24 protein-coding genes and 2 tRNA genes are annotated in these 26,682 nt (G+C 50.9%); 8 read left to right on the top strand and 18 right to left on the bottom strand.

What is annotated here, in order from left to right:
• Positions 1–14: 14 nt before the first annotated feature.
• The 6 genes from dapD to prmB all read left to right on the top strand — a co-directional run bounded on the left by dapD (position 15) and on the right by prmB (position 6,135).
• Positions 15–842, top strand: coding sequence for a 2,3,4,5-tetrahydropyridine-2,6-dicarboxylate N-succinyltransferase (gene dapD / locus ACT53D_RS01805; RefSeq protein WP_194748213.1), 828 nt, complete (start codon positions 15–17; stop codon positions 840–842).
• Positions 843–1,111: 269 nt separating this feature from the next.
• The gene (locus tag ACT53D_RS01800; protein ID WP_275355858.1) at positions 1,112–3,184 is read left to right on the top strand and encodes a bifunctional diguanylate cyclase/phosphodiesterase; all 2,073 of its coding nucleotides are present in this window, start codon (positions 1,112–1,114) and stop codon (positions 3,182–3,184) included.
• Positions 3,185–3,263: 79 nt separating this feature from the next.
• Positions 3,264–3,617, top strand: a complete 354-nt coding sequence (locus ACT53D_RS01795) for an ArsC family reductase (protein WP_476154188.1) — start codon at positions 3,264–3,266, stop codon at positions 3,615–3,617.
• A 5-nt stretch (positions 3,618–3,622) separates the two neighbouring features.
• Entirely contained in the window at positions 3,623–4,765 is a 1,143-nt protein-coding gene (gene dapE, locus ACT53D_RS01790) for a succinyl-diaminopimelate desuccinylase (RefSeq protein WP_379075471.1), read from the top strand.
• Positions 4,766–4,786: 21 nt separating this feature from the next.
• Positions 4,787–5,176, top strand: coding sequence for a GxxExxY protein (locus ACT53D_RS01785; RefSeq protein WP_275355863.1), 390 nt, complete (start codon positions 4,787–4,789; stop codon positions 5,174–5,176).
• 56 nt (positions 5,177–5,232) lie between these two features.
• Positions 5,233–6,135, top strand: coding sequence for a 50S ribosomal protein L3 N(5)-glutamine methyltransferase (gene prmB, locus ACT53D_RS01780; RefSeq protein ID WP_476154186.1), 903 nt, complete (start codon positions 5,233–5,235; stop codon positions 6,133–6,135).
• 71 nt (positions 6,136–6,206) lie between these two features.
• Here prmB and thiD read toward each other — a convergent pair whose 3' ends face one another.
• The 6 genes from thiD to ACT53D_RS01750 all read right to left on the bottom strand — a co-directional run bounded on the left by thiD (position 6,207) and on the right by ACT53D_RS01750 (position 13,009).
• Entirely contained in the window at positions 6,207–7,079 is an 873-nt protein-coding gene (thiD, locus tag ACT53D_RS01775) for a bifunctional hydroxymethylpyrimidine kinase/phosphomethylpyrimidine kinase (protein WP_476154184.1), read from the bottom strand.
• Between the two features lie 35 nt (positions 7,080–7,114).
• Entirely contained in the window at positions 7,115–8,221 is a 1,107-nt protein-coding gene (gene rluB / locus ACT53D_RS01770; RefSeq protein WP_476154182.1) for a 23S rRNA pseudouridine(2605) synthase RluB, read from the bottom strand.
• 203 nt (positions 8,222–8,424) lie between these two features.
• Entirely contained in the window at positions 8,425–9,150 is a 726-nt protein-coding gene (locus ACT53D_RS01765) for a transposase (RefSeq protein WP_194748219.1), read from the bottom strand.
• Between the two features lie 221 nt (positions 9,151–9,371).
• Positions 9,372–10,058: a hypothetical protein gene (locus ACT53D_RS01760; protein ID WP_476154180.1), complete on the bottom strand. Its 687-nt coding sequence runs from the start codon at positions 10,056–10,058 to the stop codon at positions 9,372–9,374.
• A 276-nt stretch (positions 10,059–10,334) separates the two neighbouring features.
• A complete protein-coding gene (gene recJ, locus ACT53D_RS01755; protein WP_476154178.1) occupies positions 10,335–12,017 on the bottom strand; it encodes a single-stranded-DNA-specific exonuclease RecJ in 1,683 nt (560 codons plus the stop codon).
• Complete coding sequence (locus ACT53D_RS01750) at positions 12,014–13,009, bottom strand: hypothetical protein (RefSeq protein ID WP_379075458.1); 996 nt, start codon at positions 13,007–13,009, stop codon at positions 12,014–12,016. The genes recJ and ACT53D_RS01750 overlap by 4 nt, the downstream gene beginning before the upstream one ends.
• Before the next feature lie 219 nt (positions 13,010–13,228).
• On the opposite strand from ACT53D_RS01750, the gene ACT53D_RS01745 reads away from it, so the two are divergent.
• Entirely contained in the window at positions 13,229–15,331 is a 2,103-nt protein-coding gene (locus ACT53D_RS01745) for a bifunctional diguanylate cyclase/phosphodiesterase (protein ID WP_379075455.1), read from the top strand.
• Between the two features lie 612 nt (positions 15,332–15,943).
• Here ACT53D_RS01745 and ACT53D_RS01740 read toward each other — a convergent pair.
• From ACT53D_RS01740 to ACT53D_RS01695, 10 genes are all read right to left on the bottom strand, one after another.
• Positions 15,944–16,020, bottom strand: a tRNA-Pro gene (locus ACT53D_RS01740).
• 109 nt (positions 16,021–16,129) lie between these two features.
• Positions 16,130–16,558: a MerR family transcriptional regulator gene (locus tag ACT53D_RS01735; RefSeq protein ID WP_476154176.1), complete on the bottom strand. Its 429-nt coding sequence runs from the start codon at positions 16,556–16,558 to the stop codon at positions 16,130–16,132.
• 14 nt (positions 16,559–16,572) lie between these two features.
• Positions 16,573–16,887: an integration host factor subunit alpha gene (locus ACT53D_RS01730; RefSeq protein WP_194748229.1), complete on the bottom strand. Its 315-nt coding sequence runs from the start codon at positions 16,885–16,887 to the stop codon at positions 16,573–16,575.
• Between the two features lie 137 nt (positions 16,888–17,024).
• Entirely contained in the window at positions 17,025–19,391 is a 2,367-nt protein-coding gene (pheT, locus tag ACT53D_RS01725) for a phenylalanine--tRNA ligase subunit beta (protein WP_476154174.1), read from the bottom strand.
• A gap of 52 nt (positions 19,392–19,443) precedes the next feature.
• Positions 19,444–20,445, bottom strand: coding sequence for a phenylalanine--tRNA ligase subunit alpha (pheS, locus tag ACT53D_RS01720; RefSeq protein ID WP_275355881.1), 1,002 nt, complete (start codon positions 20,443–20,445; stop codon positions 19,444–19,446).
• 76 nt (positions 20,446–20,521) lie between these two features.
• Positions 20,522–20,881: a 50S ribosomal protein L20 gene (gene rplT / locus ACT53D_RS01715; RefSeq protein WP_194748232.1), complete on the bottom strand. Its 360-nt coding sequence runs from the start codon at positions 20,879–20,881 to the stop codon at positions 20,522–20,524.
• Between the two features lie 10 nt (positions 20,882–20,891).
• The gene (rpmI, locus tag ACT53D_RS01710; protein ID WP_018985786.1) at positions 20,892–21,089 is read right to left on the bottom strand and encodes a 50S ribosomal protein L35; all 198 of its coding nucleotides are present in this window, start codon (positions 21,087–21,089) and stop codon (positions 20,892–20,894) included.
• 68 nt (positions 21,090–21,157) lie between these two features.
• Positions 21,158–21,712 (bottom strand): translation initiation factor IF-3, encoded by a 555-nt coding sequence (gene infC / locus ACT53D_RS01705; RefSeq protein WP_275356385.1) that lies wholly within the window; start codon positions 21,710–21,712, stop codon positions 21,158–21,160.
• Positions 21,713–21,756: 44 nt separating this feature from the next.
• On the bottom strand, positions 21,757–23,679 hold the full coding sequence (gene thrS / locus ACT53D_RS01700; protein WP_194748233.1) for a threonine--tRNA ligase: 1,923 nt from the start codon (positions 23,677–23,679) through the stop codon (positions 21,757–21,759).
• Between the two features lie 103 nt (positions 23,680–23,782).
• Positions 23,783–23,859 (bottom strand) — tRNA-Val (locus ACT53D_RS01695).
• Between the two features lie 97 nt (positions 23,860–23,956).
• On the opposite strand from ACT53D_RS01695, the gene ACT53D_RS01690 reads away from it, so the two are divergent.
• A complete protein-coding gene (locus ACT53D_RS01690) occupies positions 23,957–24,625 on the top strand; it encodes a 2OG-Fe(II) oxygenase (RefSeq protein ID WP_476154172.1) in 669 nt (222 codons plus the stop codon).
• 1 nt (position 24,626) lies between these two features.
• On the opposite strand, the gene ACT53D_RS01685 is transcribed toward ACT53D_RS01690, so the two are convergent.
• Positions 24,627–25,850 (bottom strand): lytic murein transglycosylase, encoded by a 1,224-nt coding sequence (locus ACT53D_RS01685; RefSeq protein ID WP_476154170.1) that lies wholly within the window; start codon positions 25,848–25,850, stop codon positions 24,627–24,629.
• Positions 25,843–26,679 carry an NAD-dependent epimerase/dehydratase family protein gene (locus ACT53D_RS01680; protein WP_476154168.1) on the bottom strand — a complete coding sequence of 279 codons (837 nt, stop codon included), beginning with the start codon at positions 26,677–26,679 and terminating at the stop codon, positions 25,843–25,845. Before ACT53D_RS01680 ends, ACT53D_RS01685 begins: the two co-directional genes overlap by 8 nt.
• Positions 26,680–26,682 lie beyond the last annotated feature (3 nt).

Below are 26,682 nucleotides of genomic sequence, written 5' to 3'. Positions count from 1 at the left end.
AACAAGAGAAGATTATGGATCCACGTCAAAGCATTATTGAAGCGGCCTTTGAAGACCGCGCCAACATCAACCCTGCCAATGCACCGGCAGACGTCAAAGCCACCGTGGCTTCTATTCTGGATGATCTGGATGCAGGCAAACTGCGTGTGGCTACCCGGATTGGCGATAGCCAGCAATGGGAAACGCATCAGTGGATCAAAAAAGCGGTCTTGCTGTCCTTCCGCCTCAAAGACAACTATTTGATGGATGATGGCGTCACCCGCTACTTCGACAAAGTGGATCCAAAATTTGCCAACTACACCGAAGAAGACTTCAAGGCAGGTGGCTTCCGCGTGGTGCCTAACGCCATAGTGCGCAAAGGCTCTTTCATTGCAAAAAATGCTGTCTTGATGCCGTCTTACGTCAACATTGGCGCCTACGTTGGTGAAGGCACCATGGTAGACACCTGGGCAACCGTAGGTTCCTGCGCACAAATCGGTAAAAATGTGCACTTGTCCGGTGGTGTTGGCATTGGTGGCGTACTGGAACCTGTACAAGCCGGTCCAACAATCATTGGCGATAACTGCTTCGTCGGCGCGCGCTCAGAAGTGGTTGAAGGCGTGGTGGTTGAAGACAACTGCGTGATTTCCATGGGCGTTTACATCGGCCAATCCACTAAAATCTATGACCGCGAAACCGGCGAAGTGCATTATGGTCGCGTGCCTGCAGGTTCTGTGGTCGTTTCAGGCAACCTGCCTTCCAGCGATGGCAAGTACAGCCTGTATTGCGCCGTCATCGTCAAAAAAGTGGATGCCAAAACCTTGGGTAAAGTTGGCATCAACGAGTTGTTGCGCGGCATTTAATACGCCTGTCGAAATAAAATAAAGAGTCACTTCAACCGGCCTGCTCAAGTTATTGCGCGCCGGTTCCGATAAAGGAGTGACTCTCAATACCGTAAAGATGTCCCGCAAGCAAGACAGCGTGAGCATTCTTGAATAGTTGAGTGTTAACCCGTTGGAGAGTCAGTAGTCCGAGCAATCCCAGCAGTAAAGCAATGAGCAATACAGAGCAAGCACAAAGAACAAGTAGTCGTGCCACACATTAAACAATCAAAATAAACGTGCAATTACTTATGATAACAACGCAAATGCTATTGGTCGCACTCTTTACATCCAGCGTCGTTGGATGCTTTTTTGCGTTCAAACTGGTTGATCGTTTGCGTGTTGCCACTCCCAAAGAGCATGACTTCATGCTCAAAAAATATGCCGTCGTCATGGCAGCTGGTATCTTCAGCCTGCATGCTGGCTACCAGTTTCTCGCAGATAATATCCCTAAGGTTAGCCAACATCCTATCGACCTGATTGGCTGCATGCTGTGCAGCTATCTGTTGGCGGCCGCTATCCTCAAAACGGTCCATAAAAAAAGACTGCCCTTACGTGATCTGCTCTCCGCTTCTGCGGCCACCGGCATCAGTGGCTACCTGCTGTCTTATTTTTATCAGATCAGTGCCGGGGCCATCAATATCCGCATAGACACCTGGACCGCCCTGTTTTCCCTGTTCCTGGCCTGCCTGACCGCCGCCCTGGCAATTGTCACCATCCTCTGGCTCAAAGGCTATAGCGGCAAACTCGAAAAACGTTTGAAGTGGATGTTTTCGATAGAAATTGCACTGGGCTTTTTGGCCTCGCACACGGCCATCAACCTCAGTATTGTGCATAACAATATGCTGATTGGGCAGCCCAGCGATCAAGCCGATAATTATTTAATGCTACTGCTGGTTCTGGTCCCGGTCTTTTTATTTATCACCTCGTTTATTCTGGTGATTTTTTATGAGCGCAATATCGATCTAGCGCAAAGCAAACTGACCTTCCGCAATACGCAAACCGTCAATAAAAAATTCCTGGCCTATGATCCGCTCACACACCTGCCCAACCGGGATGCTTTAAACCAGCACCTGATCCTGAGTGCCAAGCGCTGTGACCGTAACGGGGAATCGCTGGCCCTGGCTTATATCGACCTGGATCACTTCAAACCGGTCAATGACCAGTTTGGTCACCATATTGGCGATTTGCTGCTGATTGAAGTCTCCAAGCGTATCAGCAATGCCATCCGCAATTGTGATTATGTGGCACGTGCCGGTGGCGACGAATTTATTGCCGTATTGAGTGAGATTGAAAATCACCAGAGCGTGGTCACCGTGATTCAGCGTGTGGTGGATGCGTTACGCGAAACCTTTGTGATTGAAGATCACGTGATTGAGATTTCGTGCTCGGTGGGCGTATCGATGTATCCACAAGACGGCAACCTGCAAAAACTCAAACTGAATGCAGACGCCGCCATGTACAAGGCTAAGGAAAACGGCAAAAACCAGTATCGATTCTTTGATGCCGAGATCGAGCAAGCCTCTGACGAGATGCAACAAACCCGTATTGAGCTCAAGCAAGCCATTAGCGAGCAAGAGTTCAGGCTACTGTTTCAGCCCAAAGTGGATGCCATCACGCGCATGGTCCATGGTGCCGAAGCGCTGTTACGCTGGCAGCATCCGGCCCGCGGACTGCTCTCCCCCAATAGTTTCATTGAGGCAGCGGAGCGCTTTGGCATGATTGAAGAAATCAACGCCTGGGTCATCTCCCAGGCCTGCCGCACGATTAGCCAGGCGCGCGATCGCGGCATAGACCTAAGCATTTCAGTCAACATGTCCAACCAGCAGTTCCGCAACAAACAGTTGGGCGCGTTGATTCAATCGATTCTTGAAGCGCATGCCGTAGAATCCCGCAACCTCATTCTGGAAGTGTCTGAAACTAACGCCATTCATCATCAGGGCCAGTTCAAGGACACCTTGCGCCAATTTAAACAGCAGGGCCTTAAAATCTCGCTGGATGATTTTGGCTTGCATCCGTTCAGCCTCACACATTTAGAGGACCTGGAAGTCAGCGAAGTCAAACTGGACCGCTCCCTGACCAAAAATGTGGCAGTTTCGCACACCTCGCTCTCGATTGTTGAGGCTATCGTCAAACTGGCGCATGCACTCAATCTGAACGTCGTCGCCGAAGGCGTGGAAGACGAGGAACAGCGCAAAGCGCTGGTCAACATCGGCTGTGACCAAATGCAGGGTTTCCTGTTCTCAAAACCGGTAGAGCAACAATACCTGTTTGATGTATTCAGCAAACTGCAATCGCAGTCAGCAACCCAAAACCTGTTCTGAGGTTATGTGAACACCGCAATAAATGGCGACGCCATCTGCCGTGGCTGGTAAAATAAGTTTTTTAGCTTGATGATCAGCCATGAAACTATACGGCATCCCCAATTGCAATACCGTCAAAAAAGCGCGTGACTGGCTGGACCAACACGCCATTGCATACGAATTTCACGACTTCAAGAAACAGGGCCTGGATAGCGTCACCGGCCAAGCCTGGCTGCAACAATATCCTTGGGAAAAACTGGTGAACCGCAGCGGGATGACCTGGCGCAACTTGGCCGAACCGGAAAAAAATAGCGTAGTAGATGCTGCCTCTGCACTTGCCCTGATGCAGTCCAAAACCTCGGTGATTAAACGCCCGGTATTGGTCAACGCCGATAAAATCATCGCCCTCGGTTTTAATGAAGCCGATTACCGCCAACTGTTTACTCAAGAATAACCACTATGTCAAAAACACTGGATCTTGCCATTGATTTGCTTAAACGCCGCTCGCTGACGCCAGAAGATGCCGGCTGTCAGGAGGCCATGATTGCCCGCCTGGCGCCACTGGGGTTCAAGATTGAGCGCATGCGTTTTGGCGAGGTCGATAACTTTTATGCCAGACGTGGCACCACCGGTCCACTGATCGTGTTTGCCGGCCATACCGATGTCGTCCCCACTGGCCCGTTGGACCAATGGCATACGCCACCGTTTGAGCCTACGATTAAAGACGGTATGCTGTATGCACGCGGCGCGGCAGACATGAAAACCTCGCTCGCTGCGTTTATCACCAGCATCGAAGAATTTATCGCCGAACATCCTGACCATCCTGGTTCGATTGGCCTGCTGATCACCTCAGATGAAGAAGGTATTGCGATTGAGGGCACCGTCAAAGTGGTGGAGGCGTTGCAAGCCCGCGGCGAAAGCTTTGATTACTGCATTGTGGGTGAGCCTACCAGCAACAAAGTGGTCGGTGACATGATTAAAAATGGCAGACGCGGCTCCCTGTCCGGCAAACTCATCGTCAAAGGCATTCAGGGCCATATTGCCTATCCGCATCTGGTGAAAAACCCGATTCATCTGGCAGCTCCGGCCATTAAAGACATGGTTGAAACCGTATGGGACAACGGCAACGAATATTTTCCGCCGACTTCCTGGCAGATTTCTAACATCAACGGCGGCACCGGCGCGACCAATGTGGTGCCTGGGCATGTCGAGATATTGTTTAACTTCCGCTACTGCCCTGAAGTCGATGGGCAAGGCAGCTCAGAGCAAAGTTTGCGTACGCGCGTCCACGCGATTCTCGACAGCCACGGCTTTGAATACAGCCTGGACTGGGAACATAACCAGTCCTATATCACGCCACGCGGCAAGCTGGTAGAAGCTATCAGCAACGCGATTGTGCAGAGTTACGGGGTCACGCCCGAGCTGTCTACCACTGGCGGTACCTCCGATGGGCGCTTTATTGCCGATATCTGCAAAGAAGTGATTGAATTCGGGCCGTTAAATGCCACCATCCATAAATTGAACGAATGCGTCGCCGTGGCCGATATTGAGCCACTCAAAGAAACCTATAAGCGCACCATGGAATTATTGTTGCTGGGTTGATTTAACCGCCGATAAACGCTAATGAACGCCGATCAAGAAAGACTGGCACTTGACGCACTCACCGGTAGAGTTATCGGTTGTGTATATGCAGTCAGTAACTATCTTGGGTGTGGTTTTTTAGAAAAAGTGTATGAAAATGCTCTGCTATTGGAATTGAGGAGTGCAGGCCTGACTGCAAAAGCTCAATATCCGGTCGCGGTTTATTACAAAAATACTATGGTTGGTGAGTATTTTGTCGACATCTTGGTGAATGAATGCATCATTTTAGAATTGAAAGCATGCAATGCACTCTCACCAGAACACCAGTCACAATGCATGAATTACCTTAAAGCGACCCATTTGAAAGTATGCCTACTTATTAATTTTGGCAGAGCAAAAGTGGATATCAAGAGAATCGTCAATCAGTTCTGAATCGACACCTCTTCGTATCGGCGTTTATCTGCGTTTATCGGCGGTAAATTAAAACCATGACAACTAACCTACATACCATCCGCGACTGGCTGCGCTACGCTGTGAGCCGTTTTGAAAACTCTGACATTTTTTATGGTCATGGCACCGATAACAGCTATGACGAAGCTGTCTGGCTGATCATGAGCGCACTGCATTTGCCGCATGACACCCTGAATAACTTTCTGGATGCGCGTTTAACCACAGAGGAAAGCCAGCACCTGGCAACCTTGATCGACAAGCGGGTCACAGAACATACGCCAACCGCCTACCTTGTGAATGAAGCCTGGCTGCGCGGGTTCAAGTTTTACGTCGATGAACGCGTCATCGTGCCACGCTCATTTATTGCCGAATTGCTTGAAGATGGCTTGCAGCCTTGGGTTGAGTTTCCGGAAATGGTGGAATCCGCAGCGGATATTTGTACCGGCTCGGGCTGCCTGGGCGTGTTACTGGCCGAGGCCTTCCCCAATGCGCATATTGATGTGGTGGATATCTCCCCGGATGCCATTGAGGTCTGTAATATCAACATCCAGCGCTACGGCCTTGAACATCAGGTGCAAGCGGTGCAATCCGATATGTTTACCGCACTCAAAGGCCGTAAATATGACGTGATTATCAGCAATCCGCCTTATGTAGATGCCCCTAGCATGGCTGAGTTACCAGAAGAGTACCGCAAAGAGCCGCAACTGGCTTTGGGCAGCGGCGTTGCCGGGCTGGACCATACCCACGTCCTGCTGACGCAGGCAGCTGAATACTTGAATGATGGCGGCGTGCTTGTGGTAGAAATCGGCCACAACCGTGACGCCTTGCATGAAGCCTATCCAGACTTACCCTTTACCTGGCTGGATACCAGTGGCGGCGACCAGTTTGTGTTCATGCTCACTAAAGAAGACTTGCTGGAAGCCGGGCTACACACTGAATAACGTGTTATCCGCGCAGGCACACAGCAATACTGAGGCCTACGCTGCTCTTCTTGGCTTGGTAGCATTAAACGCTATTCGCCGTAAACCTTCATTGCTTCGGGTGCAAAGCCATGATTGAGTGGCCCGACGCCCTCGCCTGTGCGCACATGCGAGCCCGCATATAAGGCTCCGCGCACATAGGTTCTGGCCGCCAACACAGCCTCTGACAGGTTACAGCCCAAGGCAAGATAGGCAGCGATCGCGGATGAAAGCGTACATCCGGTGCCATGCAAGTTATGGGTAGAAATGCGCACTGAATGCAAGCGCTGCATTACATTGTCCTGCCCATTGGCATGGGCTTGCACCAGAATATCCAGCACGTCATGGCCAGACAGATGCCCCCCTTTGAGCAAAATGGCGTGCGCGCCTTGTGCAAGTAAGGCTTGCGCGGCCTCGGCAAGTGCATCGCTTTGCGTGAGCGGACGGCCCAGCAGCAACGACGCCTCATCCAAATTCGGGGTCACCACCAATGCCCGTGGAAACAACTCGGATACCAGCACGGCAATCGCCTCATCAGAAATCAGTTTGGCACCATTGGCTGCCACCATCACCGGGTCCAGCACCACTTGCTTGAGACCATGAGCATCCAGCGCCTGTGCCACCGCCTCTACCACTTCAGGAGAATGCAGCATGCCGATCTTGACGGCATCGACACCAATATCTTCGACCACCGCATCAATCTGGTCACGCAACATGCTGACCGGCACGCTATGAATGGCGCGCACCCCTTGCGTATTTTGCGCCGTCAGCGCGGTAATGGCCGTCATGCCATAGCAACCAAGGGCAGAGAATGTTTTGAGGTCGGCCTGAATCCCGGCACCACCACTACTATCAGAGCCAGCGATAGACAGCACACGCGGATATCGATGCGTGACCAGAGATTCTTGCATACGACTGTCAGTCATGCGATCGGCTTTTCCGTCAACACACGACGCGCAGATTAACCACGCCCCCGATTACGGTCAGTGCGTTTTTTAGCACCGCTATTGATACGCGCATTTTGCATGGAGGCCTGCTTCAAGTCTGAATCCTGACGAATACGACGGTTGCCAGTTGGCGCGCGTGTCGGACGCTCTTGCTGCGTATCAACGGGATTATTCACAGTATCCAGCAAGCTACGGCGCTGCTTGCGTACTTTAGGCGTAAACACGCGCGTCGCACGGTCACGGTCATGCGGGCTCATTTGCTTGAGCGGCTTGCGCGGCACAGGCAAGCCTGCCCACTCCAGCAAAGCCACCACCTGTTTTTGTTCCAGCTTGAGCATGGTGCCGCGCTTGAGGCGGGGCGGCAACGCAATTGGCCCGAAGCGCACACGCATCAAGCGGCTCACCGGCAGGTGAAATGCTTCAAACAGGCGACGGACTTCACGGTTACGGCCCTCTTTAATCACCACCTGATACCACTTGTTGGCGCCTTCGCCCCCGTTAGGGAAAATACTTTCAAAGTTGGCTGGGCCGTCTTCGAGCTCAATGCCGTGCTTGAGTTGCGCCATCTGCTCTTCAGTCAGTTCCCCCAGAATACGCACCGCATATTCGCGCTCCACCTCATAGCGTGGATGCATAAACCGGTTGGCCAACTCGCCGGAGTTAGTAAACATCAGCAAACCGCTGGTATTCATATCCAGACGCCCCACGGCAATCCACTTGCCCTGTTTGATGCGTGGCAGCTTGTCAAATACCGTGGCACGCCCTTCCGGGTCATCCTGACTCACAATCTCGCCTTCCGGCTTGTGGTACAGCAATACTTGCGGTAACTCCGCCTCAAACGGCAGATGCAGAATCCTGCTATCCATGCGCACCATATCATGCTCATCAACCACCGCGCCCACCTGCGCCACCTGGCCATTAATGGTAATGCGGCCGGTTTCGATCAAAGCCTCCATGTCGCGACGTGAGCCAAACCCCGCCATCGCCAGCAGTTTATGCAAGCGTTGACCTTCACGCGGCGCAGGCAGGGCTTCTTCGCCAGCCTCTACAGTGGGCGGCGTCACTTTGGGCGCACGAGGCGGACGAATCGGACTTTTGGGAGCTTTAAACGGACGGGCCATACTTCAACCTCTTGAATGAAGGCTATATTTTAACTGATTTAGGGTAAAGGGCCTAAAGCTGGTTAATTGTAGTCACAGTCCAAACCCGCCATTTGGTCAAAATAATCAGCGTAGTTTTATGCTGATGTCAGCATACTCACCTGATGGGCTTTATTTAAAAAAGCTATCTACAGATTAAGCAAGAATAATCAAAATCAATGGGGTCAGACTCGATTGATTCCACTCTTTAACTTTTGAAACTCACTAGATTTCCTGTCCCCGCCTTTAGCCATCTTATACGACCGTCGATTTAATTGGCTAGCGATACTTTGTTTGAAATAGTCACTGCCCAACACCCACGCCTTATTGGTCGCTTCACGTATTTGCTCCAGACTGATCTCGTCTACCTGCCCATCAAACAGGCTTCGATAGTGTGATTGCCTTTGTCCATCATCATTGCCCAAGGCCCAATACATCGCATGCGGCGTCACGATTGGGTCATGCTGCCCCAAGGCATTTACACAATAACTGCTCCAGGGATATTCAGCAGGATGGCCGACCATATTGGCTCTTACTGGATTCAGCTCTATATAGCGATAACAAAGCAGCGCATATTGTTCGCTGTCGATCAGGCTGGCTTTGTAACGACCTTCCCATAAAGTGCCACTGCGCTTGTAGGTGTAGTTATAGTACTGCACATAGTAACGCCCCAACATTTGCATCATTTTGGAAAGCCCATCTTCTTTGTGGGGTGTGGCTAACAGATGTATGTGATTGGTCATTAATACATAGGCGTGAATATCGCATTGATGCTTTTTGGCCGCGTCTGCCAATTTATCTAAGAAGAATTGATAATCCTCTTCCGCAGCAAAGACTGCGGCGCGGTTATTGCCTCGGATAATAACGTGTTGTGGGTGACCAAGCAAAACAAAACGAGGGAGTCGGGCCATGGCAGATACCGCTCTTAAAAAACACAGATAGATGCACGATAGTAAATTAATCCGACTAAATCAATCGAGTCTGACCCCATTGATTCAGACAAGCAAATTTGAAATTGCGTACTGGGCGTAGCTAGCCATTTATACGGCGAACCGCAGGCGGGTACGCCCTACGGGGCCTGACTTTTTTATTTTTACTCTGACCCCAATTATTCCCCTTCACCAATAGGTTTTCAAACCTTCTCACCAAATGAGAGATTTATTGCATCTATTTTGTACAGCATGGCTATCCATCTTTCTGAATATGCATCTGGCACAGTATCATTTTCGATATATTTATCGGTGAACACTTCTTTTATCAAATCATAACGATTCGGATTCACTGCTTTTGCACAGAGCAAACTAATGATGACCTGAATGGTAGGGTCTACTCCACCGGCTGTGTAGGGCCAAAGGTTAGCCATTGGTGAGTCATTTATTTTTGCTTCAACTGCCCTCAAATCAGCATATTTTGCATAAAAGGGCAAAGCGTGCTGCTTAAAAGCATTTGTGATTATCTGCGCGACTTTCTGTATATCTTCAGCGCGGGTTTCTGGATAAATTTTCAACTCTGACTCTCTGCTTTGCCAAGGTATAAAGGGAAAAGAAAGAGCAAGTGTGACATTCTGTTTTTGTGCCTCTTCACCATAGATAAGACCCATTGAGTTAAACAAATTTTGGATGACGTCATGACGCACACCAAATGCACAACCTATAGTTTTATAACCAGACCCCAAGTGTCCTTGATCAACTATCATAAAATCATCAAATCCATAATCCGTGTATCTGACGAAACTATTCCAGTCTTTCTTAAGCGCGAATCCCGCAGCCTCTAAAGTTGGCTTTATAAGCTTACTTATCTCAAGTTCTGTTTTATTCATTTTTAACCTTTACTGTGGGCCTGCCTTTTTATAGTTGATATTTGTGGGTGGGTACACCCAACCTTTTGGCATAGTCTTACCAGCCAAAACACCTTCAACAATAAATCCGTTACGCATTATATAAGGGTCATGCAAAAGCTGCATTGGTTGATGGGGTGAGCCCGCGTAGGGCGGACTCGTTTACAGCCCGCCGTATGAAAACTAACAGCCAAGGGGATGCAACAAGTTGATCACATAACGCTTTGTAATTTTTAAAGTCATCAATCAGCAAGCTTTTCAAACAACTGCATGCACCACTTGTAATTGCAAGCTACGGTTACCGTTGTACTCATTCACTTGTAACGAGTAGGCAAGTTCGACTTGTTCTGGCAACGGTTCAGCGTGCTGAAAATAAATGGCATCAAATTGCTGGTTGTGTTTTTGCAGGCGCAGTTTTAAGTGCTTTTCGGCCAATAATTTTTGTGACAAGACGTCAAACTGATCATAAAACACCGGTTGTGGAAAGCCTTGGCCCCAGACATGCTGGGTCAGTAATTCTGCCGTTTGCAAAGACATCTCATTTGGCGCAAGGCCGCCATCGGTTTCCAGCATCTCTTGCAAGACTTCTGCGCTGATCAGGCTTTGCACGACCTGCTCAAATGCCTGCTGAAAACGTGAAAAATCTTCAGCGCGGACACTCAAGCCGGCCGCCATGGCATGGCCGCCAAATTTGACGATGAGATCGGGTTGCTGTTTGGTGACCAAATCGAGCGCATCGCGCAAATGCAAGCCGGCGATAGAGCGGCCTGAGCCTTTAATCAAGCCGTCTCCGGCATCGGCAAAGACAATGACGGGGCGGTGAAAACGCTCTTTGATGCGTGATGCCAGAATACCGATGACCCCCTGATGCCAGTCTGGCTGGAATACGCTAATCGTGTACTGCTCTGGACGAAAATCCTGATTCAAATCGGCCATGGCGTCGAATTGCATCTCAGCTTCAATCTGCTTGCGCTCGGCATTGAGGCGATGCAACTGCTGCGCATATTGCATGGCTTCTTGCGGCGTCTCGGCCAGCAAACAGCGAATGCCGATGGTCATATCATCCAGGCGACCAGCAGCATTCAGACGTGGGCCGACATAAAAGCCCAAATCTTGCGCACTCACTTGTTGCGGATCGCGCCCGGCGAGCTTAAGAATGGCCTGAATGCCAGGGCAGGCTTGGCCCTGACGGATACGCTTGAGGCCTTGCCTAACCAGAATACGGTTATTGGCATCCAGCCGCACCAGGTCTGCGACGGTGCCCAGCGCGACCAGATCGAGCAAGCGCCCCAAGTGGACTTGGTCTTCAGCCAACTGGCCGCGCTGCTTGAGCTCGGCACGCAAGGCAATCAGTACATAAAACATCACGCCGACGCCAGCCAGATGCTTGCTCGGGAAACCGCAGCCACGCTGGTTGGGATTCACGATGCAATCTGCAGCAGGCGTTTGCTCGGCGGGCAAATGATGATCGGTAATCAGAACGCGTAGGCCCAGTGCCTTGGCCGCGGCCACGCCCTCTATACTGGCGATGCCGTTATCCACAGTCAGCAGCACCTGCGGCTGCCGCGTGGCTGCCAGCGCGACAATTTCCGGCGTGAGTCCATAGCCATATTCAAACCGGTTAGGCACCAGAAAATCGACCTCGGCGCCCATCATGCGCAAGCCGCGCATGGCGACACTGGTCGCTGTTGCACCATCCGCGTCATAATCGCCGATGATTAAAATGCGCTGTTGTTGCGCAATCGCATCAGCCAATTGCCTTGCCATTTCCGCTGCGCCGGTCAAGGCCTCCGGTTTAAGCAGATGCGGCATGTCTTGCAAGCCCCAGTCAGCGCTTGTCACGCCTCTCGCTGCGAGCAATCTCGCCATCAATGGCGGCAAGCCCTGCGCTTGCAAGCCTTCCAGCGCAGCGATGTCATAAGTTCTCTGTTGAATCTTCATGGGTTGAATCCCGCTTGCTCAGTGGCGGAAGATAGCGATTGCTCGAGTTGCTGCAATAGCTTGTTTAACGTGGTGGGCTTGCGCCAGAACTGCCAGCGCGGACGTTTCTGGTAATGAATCTGTACACTACGTTCAGCAAACGGGAGCACGATGTGAAGTGCTTGAAGCGTGCCAGCTTGCAAGGCCTGGTTGAGCGCAGGCCAATCCAGCGTTTCAAGTTCATCGGTGATCCACAGCGCCTGTTGTGTACGCGGCAGTTGCATCACCTCAGCCAGCGTGGTCGCTTTGCATCTGGGTAATTGCAAGGCACTCAACCCAGCAAAGACCTCGCCTTGCCCGGCAACCAAATCAAACCCATGCTGCCAATCTGGCACAGGGCCCACGCTGGCAAACCAAAGGCTGTTGAGCGCTCCTGGCCAGTCAGCCATGGATGGCTCGGTGGCCAGTTGATGCAGCAGCATTTGCATCTCGTTGGCCCATTGCCGGATCAGGCCGGCATCAGGCCCTTGCGGCTGCCAGTGCATGGCTTGCTGAAACAAACAATCCTGTGGCCAGCGGCACTGTGCCTGAACCTGTCGCAAAGGTTGTACCCACCAGTACCGCTGACCTGCATCAATATGCAGCTCAAAATCTGCTGCAAAATGGGCTTGTAGCCGCGTTGTGAGCGCTTGATAAATCGCTGACGACAAGGGCACAATTGACTGCAAACTAAACGTATCACGTCGCATTGCCAAATGGACAGGCAGCAGACAAAAGGCCGGCAGGACAGTCTCCTCCACTCTTGACGACAATACGCGACTGACTGGAGCGTGTGGTGCGCGGGAATCAGGCGCGACCAACTGCGTAAATAAGGCATTTAAGGGTGGCTGTGCAACTGTTTGCCAGCTTGCATATTGCAACGACGGACACTGATTCAAGAGTGATTCAACTTGCGCAACAGGCTGCGCAGCCGCTCCAGACAAGTAATCTGTGATATAAATTTGCTGAATCATGAGAAAACCAATACACTAGAACGAATCGAAAACTTGAATGCTTGCGGATGTCACCGGAACGAGTCAAACCTAGGCTGAACACGCGTGAGTAAGCAATTTTTGCAGTGACAAACATTAAACTTATACACGAAATTGGGGGGGATGTCATGAATCACCGGCGACGGCAGTGCAACCCATTTGTATTTGTGCTGATGTTATTTAGTATTTGACCTGGAATCCATGCAATTCTTCCAAAACCTGAGTATACAGTCCAGACTACTGCTTCTAGTCATCGGCCCCGTCTTCGCGCTTTCCTGCATTTTTCTGTTGTTCGACTTTAAAGAACAACTGCAACATGAAGAAGAAAAACTCAGTCAGCATGCCTTGACCACTGCAAAATTCTTGTCTGCGGTCATCCATAATCAAGATCAATTACATGGCAAGCCTTATATTGATCGCTTGCTCAAGGCAAGCCAGCTGAACCGCGAGCCCTATCTTTCACTGATCATTGCAGACGCCAATAAACAACCGATCGCCAATGTAGGTGCAGTCTTCACTATGCAAGACGGCCTGCTCCAGCAAGACACGATGGTGATGCAGCAAGCCACGCACGACATCACCATGGTGAAAGTGTTTTCCACCACGCCCGCACATCAGCTTTTGGGATATGTATTTGTATCCGTAGACAAAGCCGCCCTGATCGAAGACCATAGACAGGCATTTATTAAAAATGTCGGCTATATCACGCTGACCCTGATCTTGTGTTCCATCCTTGTCAGCTGGGTCAGCCGCTCCATCAGTCAGCCAATTCGCGATATGACCGCGGCACTCAAGCGCTTTGTGATCGGTAGCCAGCAGGTCAGCCAGGTTAAAAATACCCTGCCAGAGATCAAATCCTTACAAAGTACGATCAACCAGATCTCGCGTGAGATGCAGCACGTCGAGGCAGACATGCGTCACCGCATTCAAGATGCACAGGCGCAATTGCGTTATCAGGCGCGGCACGACGCCCTAACCGGACTGGTCAATCGACAGGAACTCGAAAGAAGGTTGCAGCAAGCCTTGCAAGACGTCAAACAGCATCGTGCCAATCATGTCTTCTGCTACATGGACCTCGACCAGTTCCGCGTCATTAACGACACCTGCGGTCACCTGGCGGGCGACGAAATGCTACGGCAGATCAGCATGATCCTGAGCCAACGCATTCGTGCCGAAGACACCTTTGCCCGCCTGGGTGGCGATGAATTTGGCTTGTTACTGAGTTATTGCCAGGTTGAAAAAGCCATTGAAATCGCCGCACAACTGCGGCAAATGGTCGAGGCCTTTCGTTTCATGCACGAAGGTCGGCTATTTCAAACAGGCATTAGCATAGGCATCGTTGAAATCACCGCAGACCTCAAGGATGTTGGCCAGATTACGCGCCATGCGGATGCCGCCTGCTACGTTGCCAAAGACAACGGCCGCAACCAGATTCACCTGTTCCATAATGAAGATGACGTGATGCTCAAGCGCCATGCAGAAATGGAGTGGGTACTGCGCATCAACGAAGCCATCGAACACAACGAATTTGTATTGTATTGCCAAGGTATTTTTCCGCTACAGCAAAAAGAACTGCCCCCCTTCTATGAAATCCTGATCCGCAAGCGTGACGAAAACGGCGGCATTATCCCGCCTGCCGAGTTTCTGCCATCGGCAGAGCGTTACAATCTCATGACCAAAATTGATCGCTGGGTCATTCAACATGCCTTTATGGCATTACAACCCCTGTTCAAACTGCAATCCAGCATCAAACCGTTTATTGTCAGCATTAACCTCTCGGGCATGTCTCTTGGAGATCCACAGCTACTGCCCTACATCAAAAACTGCTTTGAAACCTACGAGATTTCGCCCGGCCATGTCTGCTTTGAAATTACTGAAACCTCGGCAATTATCAATATCGACAACACGATCAAACTGATCAAAGAACTACAAAAAATGGGCACACGTTTTATGCTGGATGACTTTGGCAGCGGCATGTCCTCGTTCAGCTACCTCAAGCACCTGCCCGTCAACTTCCTCAAAATGGATGGTGCCTATGTCAAAGACATCACCAGCAACAAGGTAGACTTAGCCATGGCCAAAGCCATTCAAAGCGTTGCCCAATCCATGGAAATCAAGACCATTGCAGAATATGTTGAAGACCAAGCCACCTTGGACTGCCTCAAAGAAATGGGCGTCGCCTATGCACAAGGCTTCTACTTAAACCGCCCGATGCCACTCAACGAAGCCCTGGCCCGCCATATTGGGACCATCAGCCAACAACTTCAAGTACCCGTAACCATTACCCCCGATCTCGCAGTTTAATTGCACAACCAAGACGATCTGGATCAGACTTAAAGCCGCAATCTTCGCAGCCTCAGAGAGTTTGATCTCCTCACATGATCAACCTTGTTGACAGCTTGAAATGACGTAAATCTTCAGTATTAGGTGCTGCAGTACTCTTAAGACTTGAGGCATGCAGAAACAAGCCAGGATGAACTGCAAATGATGATTGGATGCAATCAGAATCACTATTTAAAAAGTACTCCCCCACCAACACTGTCGAATTAAACTGACCCTTGGATTGAACCCAATAAAAAGCCTCAGCTCCGCTGCTGCTCCAAGCTGGGATCCATGCCCTCAGCCACTAGCTTTATGGCTTCTTCACGCTCTTGATTGGCTTGCTATAGGGAGATATCTGGATAAGTACCTAGGGAAAGCAGCTTTTCTTTTGCTGCAAAGCGATACTAGAGCCGCCACCACTTGCTAATGTTGAGGTAACTCACACTGGGGCCAAGTGTTGTTACCCCGTCACTTACCCCACTTTACTCGTGGATATCAATGAACTACTTTGGATGGCTGATACGTAAAAATAGCCTTGAAAGGTCGTTTCAAGGCTATTCTTTGGATGGTATTGAACCACCTTGGATATGTGTTTGGTCGGGACGGCGGGATTCGAACTCGCGACCCCTTGCACCCCATGCAAGTGCGCTACCAGGCTGCGCTACGCCCCGAATATTCAAAATCAAACGATAAAACCGTTTGAAAAAGAAGGTGGCATTATAAAGCAAAACCGCATATTCGCTAAGCAGAATATGCGGTTTTTATGGCTACGTTGTGCGCTTATGCAGGCACTTTGAGCAATTGCAGTACTTGTTGAATTTGTTCTCTAAGCGCCGCCACATCAATAGCGGATTGCGATATTTCTTCTGCCATCAAGCCCTGAGGTTGTGGACTGCTTGAAACCGCTGATTCGGTGCTGCTGCGCGGTTTATCTGCTTTTTCTTCCACACCATCTAGGCGATTGCGGGCGCCACTGATGGTAAAGCCTTGCTCGTATAGGAGTTCGCGAATTTTACGGATCAGCAGGACTTCGTGATGCTGGTAATAGCGACGATTGCCGCGGCGTTTGACAGGCTTGAGCTGAGTGAACTCTTGTTCCCAGTAACGCAAGACGTGCGGCTTCACCCCGCATAGTTCGCTCACTTCACCAATAGTGAAGTAGCGCTTGGCGGGAATGGGGGGCAACGACACTTTTTGCGTTTCTAGCATAGGGTGTAATCAGATCAGGCTTGTGCTTGCAATGGATGTTCTGCGTAGTGTTCTTCTACGCGTAATTTCAATTTTTGGCTGGCATGAAAGGTCACCACACGGCGTGCAGAAATCGGGATTTCTTCACCGGTTTTTGGGTTACGACCTGGGCGCTCGGATTTGGTACGCAGTTCAAAATTACCGAAACCGGATAGTTTGACGCTGTCCCCTTCTTCTAGCGCATTCCGGACTTCTTCAAAAAACGCTTCGACCATATCCTTGGCTTCGCGCTTGTTCAGCCCGACTTGTTCGAACAACAAATCGGCTAAATCAGCTTTTGTGAGTGTCATTAACGATCCCCTGAACCTTCTTATTATGCGAGATGACGCTTGAGTTGTATCAACTGTTAATCCTTGGAGTAATGCAATGATGATTTAAATGGCATTATCCTGATGAATTACCTAAATGATGTTATCCCTAAGTGATACTATCTTAGTGATGCAGCAAAATTGGATGACCAGTTATTGAGGATTCGCGCCACGATGGTATCGACTTCCTCATCGACCATTGTCTTGCAAGTATCTTGCATAAGTACAAGAAATGCAAGGCTTTTTTTGTTTTCTGGCACCCCTTTGCCTTGATAAACATCAAACAATTTTAGGGTTTGTAATTGCGGAATTTGCTCGGCAATAATGGCATCAATCATGGTTTGTGCTGACACATTTTGATCAACAATCACGGCAAGGTCACGGCGTACAGGTAAGAACTTGCTTACCTCGCTATACGCCGGCACTTGCGTCGCCAGCGCAGCGGCGGCATCAAGCTCAAACAGATAACAGGCGCTGGTCAGGCCATACTGTTGTTGCCATTGCGGATGCAATTTACCTAGCCAGCCTACAGCTTGATCGCCCAGATAAATGCGTGCTGACTGGCCTGGATGTAAGGCGGGATGCTGCTCAACCACAAAACGCACGGTTTGTGCGAACAGCGACTCGACGTGGGCCTTGGCATCATAAAAATCAAAAGCGCGGGCTTCTGTCGCCCATTGTTCTGGCTGGACGCTGCCATAGATCAGGCCAGACAATGTCAATGTTTCGATAAAGCCCTGGTTACCTTGTTCATAGCGCGCACCGAGCTCAAACAGCATGGCACGGGTTTGCTGACGCTTGAGGTTGTAGTCCAGAGCATCCAGCAGACCGCCCCACAAACCGGAGCGCATCACGCTCAGATTGCTGGCAATCGGGTTTTTAAGTGCAATCGGTGCTTCATTCCCATACAAATCACGCTCCCAGCTTGCGTCAACAAAGCTGTAGGTGACGACTTCCTGATAGCCTTGATTAACCATGACATCGCGCAACCAATGCTTGCTGCGCTGCGCTTCTGGCGAGGCCAGCATGCCTTGCGGTGCCACAGGGGTCAGTGCCGGGATATGCTCGTAGCCATGCAAACGGGCAACTTCTTCAATCAGGTCTTCTTCACGTGCGATATCAAACCGGAAGCTGGGCGCATTGACCTGGAACACACCATTGCTTTCGGTGTAACTGAAACCTAATTGTGTGAGCAACTGCCCTACACGCGCCAGGCTGATTTCTATGCCTAACACTGACAGCAGGTAGGCATACCGCAAGCTGACTTGCTTGCGTACCGGCAAGTCGGCAGTCACTGCGGTGACGGCGGCGGCCTGGCCACCACAAATTTCGAGCACCAATGCCGTCGCACGTTCAAGCGCATTCAGTGTGTTACCAAAATCCACGCCACGCTCAAAACGGTAAGAGGAGTCGGTGCTCAACCCCAAACGACGGGCTTTACCAGCCATCACATCTGGCGTGAAGAATGCGCTTTCTAAAAAGATCGCTTGCGTAGTATCGCTGACTGCGCTGGGGTTACCCCCCATGATGCCTGCCAACGCCACGGGGCCGTTACTGTCGGCAATGACCAAATCATCGCCTTTGAGGTTGACTTCTGTGTCATTAAGCAATATCAGTTTTTCGCCTGCCTGGGCAAAACGTACCTGAATATCGCCTTGCAGCAGGTTCAGGTCAAAGGCATGCAACGGTTGCCCTTGCTCCAGCAAAATATAATTGGTGATATCCACCAGCGCACTGATGCTACGAATACCACTACGCTCAAGGCGACGGACCATCCAGTCTGGCGTTTTAGCTTGTGCATTCACGCCTTCGATCACCCGGCCATAATAGGCCAGGCAAGCCGTACTGGCTTGCAGCGTCACGTTTTTGGTCAGTGTCCCTGTCACCGCAGCAGGGGCAACAATTGGTGCAGTCATTGGCGCGCCGGTCATCGCAACCACATCGCGTGCAATACCGACGATGCTCAGGCAATCCGCACGGTTAGGCGTGAGCTTTAACGTGTAGGCATGGTCGTTCAAATCCAGATACTCACGAATATCCTGACCAACCGGCGCGTCTGCTGGCAGCTCCAGAATGCCGTTGGCTTCTGTGGCAATGCCCAGTTCTTTGGCAGAACACATCATGCCAAAAGACTCAACCCCACGTACTTTGGCTTGCTTGATTTGAATGCCTGGTTGCCCATTGTTTTCTGGTAACTGTGCGCCAACCAGCGCACATGGGGCTTTCAAACCGGCACGCGCATTAGGGGCACCACAGACAATTTGCAAAGTCTCCTCGCCGACTTTCACCTTGCACACTTGCAGGCGATCAGCGTCTGGATGTTTGGCCGCCTCCAAAATCTCGGCCACAACGACGCGGCTAAACGCTGGCGCAACAGGCGTGAGCGCTTCAACCTCCAGGCCTGCCATCGTCAGCGCATGACCAAGCTGCTCGGTATCCATCGCTGGATTCACCATGGATCGTAACCATTGTTCGGAGAACTGCATATCTGTCTTACCTTGTCTTAATTCTGCTGTTTAAAGTGCGCGGGCGCTGAAATTACTTGATGAACTGCTGCAAAAAACGCAGATCATTATTAAAGAAATGGCGTAAATCATTGACGCCATAACGCAACATGGCCAGGCGCTCGACACCCAAACCAAAAGCAAAACCACGGTATTTGCTGCTATCGATATTGACGTGCTTGAGTACTTCGGGATGCACCATACCGCAACCACCGATTTCCAGCCAACCGCCATTCCAGCTCATGTCCATCTCGGCTGACGGCTCGGTAAACGGAAAGAAAGACGGACGGAAACGGACGGTTAAATCGTCACGCTCAAAGAATTTTTGCAGGAAATCCTGCACAACGCCTTTTAGGTTAGCAAAACTGATCTGCTCATCTACCCACAAGCCTTCCACCTGATGAAACATCGGTGAGTGTGTCGCATCCGAGTCCACGCGATACACACGCCCTGGCGCAATAATTTTTAAAGGCGGCGTATTGTCTTGCATGTAATGGACCTGCACTGGCGAGGTATGTGTGCGCAGCACGTATTCCATGTTATCCCCACCGGTTTCCACATAAAACGTATCGTGCATCGCACGCGCCGGGTGGTTGTCAGGGATATTCAAAGCGGTGAAATTATAAAAATCGGTTTCAATTTCAGGGCCATCGGCCACACTAAAACCGATAGAGTGAAACAGCTCTTCCACACGACGCAAAGTCAGCGTCACAGGATGCAGGCCCCCTTTGGACTGCGCACGCGCAGGCAAAGTCACATCAATGGTTTCGCTCGCCAGCTGCTTGGCCTGGGCTGCGGCCAAAATACTGTCACGGCGGTCATTCAAGGCTTGCTCGACCGCCTGCTTGACCACATTAATCGCTGCCCCGGCTGCAGGACGTTCTTCGGCACTCAACTTGCCCAAGCCCTTCAGTGCATCAGTAATAGCGCCTGACTTGCCCAAAAATTTGGCCTTGGCGTTTTCCAGTGCAGGGATATCATGACAAGCGGCAAAGTCCTGTGCTGCTTCTGCGATTAAGTGATTAAGATCAGCCATCGTCGGTATTCTTTTAGGGTTTAAGTAACATTAAAATAAAAAAAGAGGCCGCAGCCTCTTTTTTTGGTAGGTCTGATTAGGCGCTTAAACCTGTTTTAGCCAATTCTACAAACTTGGCAAAAGCAGCTTTATCGAACACGGCCAGATCAGCCAGCACTTTACGGTCAACTTCAACCGCAGCTTTTTTCAAGCCATTCATGAAACGGCTGTAGGTCAAACCAGCTTCACGGGCTGCCGCGTTAATACGGGCAATCCACAATGCGCGGAATTGACGTTTTTTCTGACGACGGTCACGGTATGCATATTGACCGGCTTTCATGACCGCCTGTTTGGCAACACGGTAGACGTTCTTACGACGACCACGGTAACCTTTAGCAGCATTTAATACTTTTTTGTGTTTTGCGCGTGCGATGACACCACGTTTTACTCTAGGCATGTCGGTCTCCTTATTGTGTTGGCATCATTGCGCGAACGCGTTTCACGTCGGTCGCAGAAATAATTGCGGTACCGCGCAGTTTACGTTTTTGCTTGGTTGTTTTCTTGGTCAGGATGTGGCGCAAGTGAGAGTGTGTACGCTTCACTTTGCCGTTACCCAAGAACTTGAAGCGCTTTTTGGCGCTGCTCTTTGTTTTCATCTTTGGCATTTTGGTCTCCTTAGAGGTTGAGTAAAGAGTGAGTAGGCAGCCAATTTAGCCATATCACTCCAAAAAACTTATTCTTCTGCGGACTTGTCCGCTTTTTTCGGTGGCACCTTTTTAGCGGGCGCCAGTACCATCACCATTTGACGGCCTTCCATTTTCGGATACTGCTCGACCGCTGCATGCTCAGCCAGATCCGCTTCCAGACGCTTCAACAGCGCCAAACCGAACTCCTGATGCGTAATTTCACGGCCACGGAAGCGCAAAGTAATCTTGGCTTTGTCACCATCGCCCAAAAAGCGAATAATGTTACGCAACTTGATGTTGTAATCGCCATCATCGGTGCCAGGTCTAAATTTGACCTCTTTGATCTGCACCTGTTTTTGTTTGAGTTTTTGCTCGTGTAGACGCTTGCTCTCGGCGTATTTGAATTTGCCATAATCCATCAAACGGCACACGGGCGGTGCAGCATTTGGTGCAATTTCAACAATATCAATATCAGCTTCTTCCGCTTTGGCAAAGGCCTCTTTGAGACTCATAATGCCTAACGGTTCGCCATCTACACCAATCAGACGCACTTGTGGCGCGGTAATATCGCCATTAATGCGTGTATCTTTATCCTGAGCTATAACAATCCCCTAACAATAAACAAAGCCGCACGGCACCTAAAAAATTAGACCCGGTTTTGGATGTCTTGCTGTACACGCGCAACAAACGCATCTACCGACATCGCACCCAGATCTTCACCTTTTCTGGTACGTACGGCCACATGACCATTTTGCATTTCCTTATCGCCAACAACAATCAGATAAGGCAATTTTTGCAAACTATGTTCGCGTATTTTATAGGTAATCTTCTCGTTTCTCAAGTCAAAATCGCATCGAATGCCATTTTTCTTCAATTTTTCAACTACTTGGCGCACGTAATCGGCCTGATTGTCGGAAATATTAAGCACCATCACCTGCACAGGCGACAGCCAGACCGGCATGGCACCCGCAAAGTTTTCGATCAAGATGCCTAAAAAACGCTCCATGGAACCGACAATCGCACGGTGCAGCATGATAGGCCGCTGGCGCGTATTATCTTCAGCCACATACTCGGCGCCCAGGCGCTCTGGCAGGTTTGGGTCTAGCTGGATGGTGCCGCATTGCCACATACGACCGAGCGAGTCTTTGAGGGTGAATTCAATTTTCGGGCCGTAAAAAGCGCCTTCGCCCGGCTGATACTCGAACTCAAGGCCATTCGCCTTAATCGCGTTAGCCAAGGCATTTTCTGCCATGTCCCATGCCTCTTCCGTACCCACACGCTTTTCTGGGCGAGTAGACAATTTAACGATCACATCGTCAAACCCAAAGTCTTTATAGACTTCGTACAACATTTTGATAAAGTCCGCCACTTCGGCTTCAACTTGCGATTCCATACAGAAAATATGGGCATCATCTTGGGTGAAGCCACGCACGCGCATCAAGCCATGCAAAGAACCAGACGGCTCGTTACGGTGGCAAGAACCAAACTCTGCCAGCCGCAAAGGTAAATCGCGGTAGCTATGCAAACTGCTGTTGAAAATCTGGATATGACCGGGGCAGTTCATCGGCTTCACGGCATAATCACGGTTTTCCGACTGGGTGACAAACATATTGTCACGGTAGTTTTGCCAGTGGCCGGATTTTTCCCACAGGGTTTTGTCCAGTACTGTCGGCGTACGTACTTCCTGGTAATCGTACTCCCTGAATTTGGCACGCATGTACTGCTCGACTTCTTGCCAGATGACCCAGCCTCGCGGATGCCAGAACACCATCCCCGGCGCATCCTCCTGCATATGGTAAAAATCGAGCTGCTTGCCGAGCTTGCGGTGATCGCGCTTCTCAGCCTCTTCCAGCATATGCAGATAAGCTTCCAACTCTTCTTTATTGCGCCAGGCAGTGCCATACACACGTTGCAGCATTTCGTTATTGCTGTCACCGCGCCAGTAGGCGCCGGCCAGCTTCATCAATTTAAATGCCTTGAGCTTGCCGGTATTCGGCACGTGCGGGCCACGGCACAAGTCGGTAAACGCGCCTTCTGAATACAGCGAAACATCCTCATTGCTGGGAATGCTGGCAATGATCTCGGCTTTGTAGTGCTCGTTAATGCTTTTGAAGTAAGCCACCGCTTCATCACGCGGCAGCACTTTGCGCTCGACCTTTTCGTCTTTCTTTGCCAACTCTGCCATTTTCTTCTCAATGGCCACCAGATCATCCGGCGTAAATGGGCGCTTATAGCTAAAGTCGTAATAGAAGCCATTTTCAATGACAGGACCTATCGTCACCTGAGCATCCGGGAACAGCTCTTTTACCGCATAGGCCAACAAGTGTGCGGTTGAGTGGCGGATAATTTCCAGCCCCTCTTCGTTCTTGTCCGTGATAATCGCCAGCTCAACATCTTGCGCAATCTGATGACTGGTATCTACCAGCTTTGCTTCCTGGCCGGGATAAGTCACCTTGCCAGCCAGCGCGGCTTTTGCCAAACCGGTGCCGATATTGGCAGCCACCTCCGCCACCGTTACAGCGTGTTCAAACTGTCTTACAGAACCATCGGGTAATCGAATATTTGGCATGCCAGATCCGTCAAAATTTTAGCGAACAACCTTGAAACAAGGCCTATACAAAGCATTTGATAAAAACAACAAAAGCCGTTAATTATAACGGCTTTTTGAATTTTGGTAGTCGCGAATGGACTCGAACCATCGACCCCCACCATGTCAAGGTGGTGCTCTAACCAGCTGAGCTACGCGACTATTTTAAGATTGATCACATGGACTGCAATCAATTAAGGTTGCGCATTCTATCCGAAAGCCAGTCGTTAGGCAATGGGATCACGCTTATAATATTGCCATGCAGATTTTTCAGTTGCCCATGGGCGCACCGATCACCACATTGACTGACATGCTCGTAGAGTCTCTCAGTGAACACCAATATTGCCTGATCGATCAATGCTTGCCGTCCGACACCATCGCCGCATTGCGCACGCTGGCATTGGCGCGCGACAAGCAAGGGCAGATGCATCAGGCGGGCACGAGTAAAGCCGCCATTACCAATCCCAACCTTCGTGCTGACCGCATTGCCTGGCTGGAAGCCGACGACCCGGATCCTGCCTTGCAAGCCTACTTTAGCCTGATGGCTGAGGTGCAACAGATGGCAAATCGTCACCTGATGATGGGACTGGCCACTTACGAAACCCATTTTGCCCTCTACCCTGCCGGCTCCATCGGCTACGCCACGCACATCGACCAGTTCCGCAAGCACGCCACCCAAATACCAAGCGGCGTCCGCAGCTTGACCGCAATTATCTATCTCAGTGAGGATTGGCCAGAACAAGCAGGGGGCGCCTTGCGCCTGTATCTGGATGAACATCACCAGACCCCGGAGCAAGATGCCAGACATCTGGATATCTTGCCGCTAGGCGGCCGACTCGTGCTGTTTTTATCCGCCAGATTCTGGCACCAGGTATTGCCCGCCACCCAGCCAAGAGTGAGCGTGACGGGCTGGTTTAAAACACGCTAAATTACTGTGCCGTTTGCACGGGTGTCGTTAAACGGCTAAACAATTCGGCGCCTGCATAGCCATCTTGTGGCAACCCTTTGCTCGCTTGATATCGACGGATCGCGGCCTGGGTTTTGGCACCTGGAAAGCCATCAGGGGCCCCACAATCAAACCCTTGCGCGTTTAATGACTCCTGCAACAGCCACATTTGCTGATAGCTTAGCGCAGGTGGCTCAGGCGGCAGCTGTAAGGTATAACTGTCCTGACGCAACTGCTGGCTGAGCAAACTCACGGCCAGCGCATAATTAATGGAACGGTTCCATTGCATAATGACGTCAAAATTGGGGAATACCATATATGCCGGACCATCAAAGCCCTGAGGCAATACAATCGACGCTTTTGGCAAGGCCAGTGCGCTGGCTGGAACGCCCGCCACTCCGGCTTTCACCCACTCACTGACAGCTTTGGTCTGTTGCCATTGCGCCTGGCTATAATCAAAGCCCGCAGGCAAGGCGACCTGAAAGCTCACCGGCTGGCCAGGCTGCCAGCCCGCCTGCAATAAATAATTGGCGGCAGAACTGAAGATATCTGGATAAGAGTCCCAGATATCAATCTTGCCATCCGCGTCGGCATCCACCCCATATTTGAGCAAAGTGGATGGCATAAATTGCATATGCCCGGTCGCGCCCGCCCATGATCCCACCACCGGACTATCATAGCGTTGATCACGCTCGACCACACGCATCAGGTTCAGCAGTTCTTTTTTAAAGAACGCAGCGCGGCGCCCTTCAAATGACAGGGTCGCCAAGGCAGACGCTAACGGGATATCCCCGGTAAATCCGCCAAAATTGGTTTCCAACCCCCAGAAGGCCACCAGCACCTCCCTGGGCACCTGATACAACTCTTCTACCACATAGAGAACGCCACCATAGTCCTGCATCATGAGTTTGCCCTTGCTCACCACACGCGGATTAATGCGGCGGTTCACATAGGCAGAAAAACTGGTGACGAATTCTGGTTGCTTGCGGTCAAGCTCAATCACGCGTGGCAAATAGACGACGCCTGTTAGCGTCGCGTCAACCGCGGCCGGCGCAATCTGCATCGTTAATGCTTCCTGGCGCAATGCCGTTAACCAGGGCTGAAAGCCTTCCGGCGACGCCTCTTGCGACGTACCTGCCTGTGCAGACAGGCCAAGCGCTGTCAGCAGCAAGCCAAGAAACAGTGTGAGAATATTTTTTTTATACATGATCCATTTTAGAGAGTATGGCTGCATAGCCTGCCTGATAATCAGCAAATAAAAACGGGTAACCAGATTGCTGCAAAAACGGGTTGCGAATCCGTTTACCGCGCTGCAAGTCACCGGTCGGGGTCACAGGCCCTGGCCGCTGCAGTTGCTGCGCCAGCCATTGCAACACCTCATGTTGTGGCACTGGCGCACCATCCGTCAAAATAATATGCGCTGGCAACGGCAGTGCGTGTTCAATTTGGCAGTAAAAATGCACCACCGCACCCGCAACGTCCAACTCATGAATACGGTTGGTCCATTGGATATGTTGTGGCCAGCGCTCAGGGGTTTGCAGCAACTTGAGCAGGTAAAGCCGTTGCGGGCCGTAAATGCCAGACACGCGTAACGCAGTATGCGAGCAAGGCAAATCATCCAGCAATTGCTCGGCGGCCAGGATCGTCTGGCCATTTTCTTCAGCCGGCATGGCAGGCGTATCATCATCAACCCACTGCCCTTGCTGCTCGCCATACACACTGGTACTCGAAATAAAAAACACATGCTTTAACGCGCGCTGATCCACATTGGCCAGCACATGCCGCAAGCCATCGACATAAGTTTGCCGATAGCTCTGCCCTGCCACGGGCGCCAGGCAATACAGCAGGATTTCCGGGGCCTGGTCTGCCAGGGCAGACAGGCCATTTGCAGAGACGACATCCAGGTAGAGGGCGGCTGCGCCGTCAGGCACAGACTGCTGAGAGCGCCTGACGATTGTCAATGCATGCCCTTGGGCCAGGGTCGCCTGTGCAATCAGCTTGCCCAATGCACCACAGCCTATCTGCAAAACACGCATCGT

Source organism: Methylophilus sp. DMC16 (genome assembly GCF_056314045.1).
Note: the sequence above shows the minus strand (reverse complement) of the source record. Positions and strands in the feature narration are given on the sequence as shown.

Coding starts and splice junctions, on each gene's coding strand:
- dapD (WP_194748213.1), top strand. CDS start 15: ATGGATCCACGTCAAAGCATTATTGAAGCGGCCTTTGAAGACCGCGCC.
- ACT53D_RS01800 (WP_275355858.1), top strand. CDS start 1,112: ATGATAACAACGCAAATGCTATTGGTCGCACTCTTTACATCCAGCGTC.
- ACT53D_RS01795 (WP_476154188.1), top strand. CDS start 3,264: ATGAAACTATACGGCATCCCCAATTGCAATACCGTCAAAAAAGCGCGT.
- dapE (WP_379075471.1), top strand. CDS start 3,623: ATGTCAAAAACACTGGATCTTGCCATTGATTTGCTTAAACGCCGCTCG.
- ACT53D_RS01785 (WP_275355863.1), top strand. CDS start 4,787: ATGAACGCCGATCAAGAAAGACTGGCACTTGACGCACTCACCGGTAGA.
- prmB (WP_476154186.1), top strand. CDS start 5,233: ATGACAACTAACCTACATACCATCCGCGACTGGCTGCGCTACGCTGTG.
- thiD (WP_476154184.1), bottom strand. CDS start 7,079: ATGACTGACAGTCGTATGCAAGAATCTCTGGTCACGCATCGATATCCG.
- rluB (WP_476154182.1), bottom strand. CDS start 8,221: ATGGCCCGTCCGTTTAAAGCTCCCAAAAGTCCGATTCGTCCGCCTCGT.
- ACT53D_RS01765 (WP_194748219.1), bottom strand. CDS start 9,150: ATGGCCCGACTCCCTCGTTTTGTTTTGCTTGGTCACCCACAACACGTT.
- ACT53D_RS01760 (WP_476154180.1), bottom strand. CDS start 10,058: ATGAATAAAACAGAACTTGAGATAAGTAAGCTTATAAAGCCAACTTTA.
- recJ (WP_476154178.1), bottom strand. CDS start 12,017: ATGAAGATTCAACAGAGAACTTATGACATCGCTGCGCTGGAAGGCTTG.
- ACT53D_RS01750 (WP_379075458.1), bottom strand. CDS start 13,009: ATGATTCAGCAAATTTATATCACAGATTACTTGTCTGGAGCGGCTGCG.
- ACT53D_RS01745 (WP_379075455.1), top strand. CDS start 13,229: ATGCAATTCTTCCAAAACCTGAGTATACAGTCCAGACTACTGCTTCTA.
- ACT53D_RS01735 (WP_476154176.1), bottom strand. CDS start 16,558: ATGCTAGAAACGCAAAAAGTGTCGTTGCCCCCCATTCCCGCCAAGCGC.
- ACT53D_RS01730 (WP_194748229.1), bottom strand. CDS start 16,887: ATGACACTCACAAAAGCTGATTTAGCCGATTTGTTGTTCGAACAAGTC.
- pheT (WP_476154174.1), bottom strand. CDS start 19,391: ATGCAGTTCTCCGAACAATGGTTACGATCCATGGTGAATCCAGCGATG.
- pheS (WP_275355881.1), bottom strand. CDS start 20,445: ATGGCTGATCTTAATCACTTAATCGCAGAAGCAGCACAGGACTTTGCC.
- rplT (WP_194748232.1), bottom strand. CDS start 20,881: ATGCCTAGAGTAAAACGTGGTGTCATCGCACGCGCAAAACACAAAAAA.
- rpmI (WP_018985786.1), bottom strand. CDS start 21,089: ATGCCAAAGATGAAAACAAAGAGCAGCGCCAAAAAGCGCTTCAAGTTC.
- thrS (WP_194748233.1), bottom strand. CDS start 23,679: ATGCCAAATATTCGATTACCCGATGGTTCTGTAAGACAGTTTGAACAC.
- ACT53D_RS01690 (WP_476154172.1), top strand. CDS start 23,957: ATGCAGATTTTTCAGTTGCCCATGGGCGCACCGATCACCACATTGACT.
- ACT53D_RS01685 (WP_476154170.1), bottom strand. CDS start 25,850: ATGTATAAAAAAAATATTCTCACACTGTTTCTTGGCTTGCTGCTGACA.
- ACT53D_RS01680 (WP_476154168.1), bottom strand. CDS start 26,679: ATGCGTGTTTTGCAGATAGGCTGTGGTGCATTGGGCAAGCTGATTGCA.